Annotated in this window: 5 protein-coding genes; all 5 read left to right on the top strand. The window is 33.1% G+C overall.

Going from position 1 to position 3,373, the window contains the following annotated elements:
* Window positions 1-1,121 (top strand): hypothetical protein (locus tag CQA53_RS13405; protein WP_245945890.1); only part of this gene is annotated, 1,121 nt, incomplete at its 5' end.
* 50 nt (window positions 1,122-1,171) lie between these two features.
* Window positions 1,172-1,561 carry a hypothetical protein gene (locus CQA53_RS10495; RefSeq protein WP_115543911.1) on the top strand — a complete coding sequence of 130 codons (390 nt, stop codon included), beginning with the start codon at window positions 1,172-1,174 and terminating at the stop codon, window positions 1,559-1,561.
* A gap of 50 nt (window positions 1,562-1,611) precedes the next feature.
* Entirely contained in the window at window positions 1,612-2,298 is a 687-nt protein-coding gene (locus CQA53_RS10490) for a peptidoglycan recognition protein family protein (RefSeq protein ID WP_181882450.1), read from the top strand.
* Window positions 2,295-2,708, top strand: a complete 414-nt coding sequence (locus CQA53_RS10485) for a hypothetical protein (RefSeq protein WP_115543909.1) — start codon at window positions 2,295-2,297, stop codon at window positions 2,706-2,708. Before CQA53_RS10490 ends, CQA53_RS10485 begins: the two co-directional genes overlap by 4 nt.
* 21 nt (window positions 2,709-2,729) lie before the next feature.
* Window positions 2,730-3,161, top strand: coding sequence for a hypothetical protein (locus tag CQA53_RS10480; protein ID WP_115543908.1), 432 nt, complete (start codon window positions 2,730-2,732; stop codon window positions 3,159-3,161).
* Window positions 3,162-3,373: the final 212 nt, after the last annotated feature.

Raw genomic sequence — 3,373 nt, 5'->3', positions numbered from 1 at the left:
CACTTAATCCTATACAAGATAGTAGATTCTTTAAAGAATTGGGGATGAGGGAAGATAATAAACACAAAGAGAGTGGGATAAAGGCGAGAGATAAACTCTTAGTAAGCAGTGTATATGCAGAAATAAGGGAGAGAGAATCTAAGGAAAATATATCATCACAACAAGAAAATTGCCCTAACAACAATGCCAATACCATCTGCATACCAACACGCACATATAACTTTGATACAAGCACACTTGAAGACACACAAGCACAAGCAATACTACAAAATACCTCTATTTACCTCAAAGCCTATTATAATCAAGATTCTATCCCTAATAAAGACAAGCAATCCCAAACACAAAGACAACAATACCAAGCTAAAAAGAAGCAAACTAAATGGGGATATATTACTTCAAGTCCATACCAACACACAACAAAAGAAAATATAAGCTTTCCCATAAAAGAACACGAGACATTTAAAATTCTTACAGATTTAGAGGGCAATGAAATAATAGGCGAAGAAATAATAATAAATCTAAGAGAGGAATGGCTAGATAAACAGGTAAGATTCTTTGCTTTTGTAGAAAATCCCAAATATGAAGTAGGTATCACATTGCATATTTACTCTCCAATGCAATACAAAGAAGAAGGATTGATTGATGTAAGTGGGTATATTATAGGATTTGTTGGGGCTATTGGTAAGAATGTGGTTGTTAGGGGTGTGAAATTTGCTTCAGAGATACAAGGTAGCATATATGTAAAGAGGGAAAATAGAGAAACTCAAGGTATGCCTAAATATTCTTTAAGCAATCAAGAAGCAAGAGAATGGTATGTCAATACACAACTACCAAAAATAAAAGAGCTTGGTAATAAAATCTTAACGCTTGAGGAAAGAGCCAAATTTCATTTTAATTTTCGTAATCAAGCGAAAAAGGATACAAGAGACGCTATGAGAGATAGGGCAGAAGCAGGAAGATTAGAATTTCAAGAAAAAAATAAGACTTGGGAGGAATGGATAGAATATGTGAGGACAGAAAAAGGATTAACAAAAATGGAAGATATTTACAACTATACTATTAAATCTTCGAGTAGGTCAAGACCAAGTGTAAATGAAAATCTAGGAGTTATTCCAAAATGATACAGCAGATTTTGCGATATATAGTGAATTTATTTAAAGGAGAAAAAAATATGCAAAACAATAACGAAACTACAAAGATTACTTACTGGGGAGGATATTGGAAAGGTGAACAAAGCAATTATTTAACTTTTTATATAGAAGACTTTTACTGCAAAGAAGAGAAAGTGCCATTTTGTATAGAATCTTTAGCAAAATACAAGCAATACAATGTGGTATTAAATAAAGATTATCTTTTAGGTCCTGATGTGAGTATTTGGGATTTTACTATCAATGATTTACATTATGTGTGGATATGGGATGTTGGCTCAGGAGCAAATAAGATACAAAGAATTACAGATATACCAAATGATGAAGCAGAAAAGAAAACCCTAGAAAAAATAGTCAAAGATTTATGTGATATTCTTAATATGCTTGTAGAAAATGGGGATATAAAGATATAGGGTTTAAGATACCACTTAATCCTATACAAGATAGTAGATTCTTTAAAGAATTGTGGAGCAAAGAAGGCAAAGAGAGTGAATTAGGGAGGGAGTTTGCGGATTGTGAGATAGAAGATGGGTATATTAAAGGGTTAGGTATCATAAAACAACCAAAACCAAAATTAGTGGAAGAGACAGGATCGTTTAACAAGCCGCCCATAGCTATTGTCTTACACAGGACAAATTCTCCTACTGCAAAAAGCACATTAAACCATTGGGATACAAGCCTTTATGGAGCTCATTTCTTAATCGATAAAGATGGCACAATCTATCAGTGTGCAAGTTTGCATCAATGGACACAGCATGTGGGAGATATTCGCTCAAGAGTTGAAGTAGAAAAAACTTGGGATACAAACGAAAAGATGTTAATAGAAAATATGTGGAAAGAAAAAACTTCTTATAGCGCTAGAAAAACAAAAGTCTCAAATTATGAGAAAAAGAAACCATATCCCAACAGATACCCCATAAGCTCTGATAGTATAGGGATTGAAGTGGTAGGAGAATATGATGATAATACAAAAAGATACCCAAATGCTACACTTAAGCAGTTAGGAAGGTTAGAACAACTTGTTAGAGTGTTGTTTGAGTTATACCATATCAATAAAACTGATTTATACGCCCATGCTAAAATCGCCTACAAAGACACAAACTCGACAGAGGGCGTATCCTTACTAGAATATTTGAGGAGTAAATTATGAGAATTTTTTATATGATACTTGTAATATGTGTTTTTCTGTATGCAGATAATTTCAAAAGCATTACAATCTTAAAGTTAAATAAACCTACCTTTAAGGTTCATAAAGAAGATGAAGATAAAGAATATTATGTCAATGCAGTAAGAGAATCTTGCAATACACAAATAGTGAAAGATTTTCAAGAAGAACATATTATCAACTTTTTTAAAAAGGCTAAAGAGTATTATGAGGATAGTGGTATAGGTGTAGAAGCGGCATATTGCACTTTCCCTTGCAGAATCACAGGCATAATCAAATTAGATTCTATAATCTATGATTTTGAGCTTAATGAAGGGGGTTATGCTAAACTAAAAAATAAAGATGAAAAGCGAGATTTTGGAGATGAACAACGATATGGAGAATGTGGAATCTAAGAGGCGAAGCGAAAGGTGTAAATGAAAAAGAGTAGCATAATTGTATTATTTGTATGTAGCCTTTTTGCTCAAGATAATGTAATATACCCTCCTTATGCAGAATCTTTTGATAAGGAGGTCATAGAAGTGCTAGAAGTGGATACTGAAATAAATTGGCAAAATAGTGGGATAAGCGATAAGGAGGCAATGGAGCGTTGCAAAATGAGTCAATCTCTACCCAAAGACAAACAACAAATGGAAGAATATCTTAAAAAGCACAAAGTGGTATGGACTTTGCATTACTATAGTGGTCAAGGGTGTGCATATCGTGGCAAGGTAAAATTTGATGGTAAAGTATGGGACTTTACAAGTGATGGTGGAATGACTACATTTTTAAGAGAAAATGAAGAATACATATATCTCGTATGTGAAAGTGCAGAGTGCCAACCAAGAGCATGGAATGATTTTGAATAAAAGAAGTGCAAAATACTAAAATCGCCTACAAAGACACAAACTCGACAGAGGGCGTATCCTTACTAGAATATTTGAGGAGTAAATTATGAGAATTTTTTATATGATACTTGTAATATGTGTTTTTCTGTATGCAGATAATTTCAAAAGCATTACAATCTTAAAGTTAAATAAACCTACCTTTAAGGTTCATAAAGAAGATGAAGATAAAGAAT

Origin of the sequence: Helicobacter didelphidarum, from assembly GCF_003364195.1 — a bacterium.
Lineage (GTDB): Bacteria > Campylobacterota > Campylobacteria > Campylobacterales > Helicobacteraceae > Helicobacter_A > Helicobacter_A didelphidarum.
Note: the sequence above shows the minus strand (reverse complement) of the source record. Positions and strands in the feature narration are given on the sequence as shown.

Bases quoted from the DNA above. Each gene is read 5' to 3' on its own strand.
- CQA53_RS10495 (WP_115543911.1), top strand. From the start codon at position 1,172: ATGCAAAACAATAACGAAACTACAAAGATTACTTACTGGGGAGGATAT.
- CQA53_RS10485 (WP_115543909.1), top strand. From the start codon at position 2,295: ATGAGAATTTTTTATATGATACTTGTAATATGTGTTTTTCTGTATGCA.
- CQA53_RS10480 (WP_115543908.1), top strand. From the start codon at position 2,730: ATGAAAAAGAGTAGCATAATTGTATTATTTGTATGTAGCCTTTTTGCT.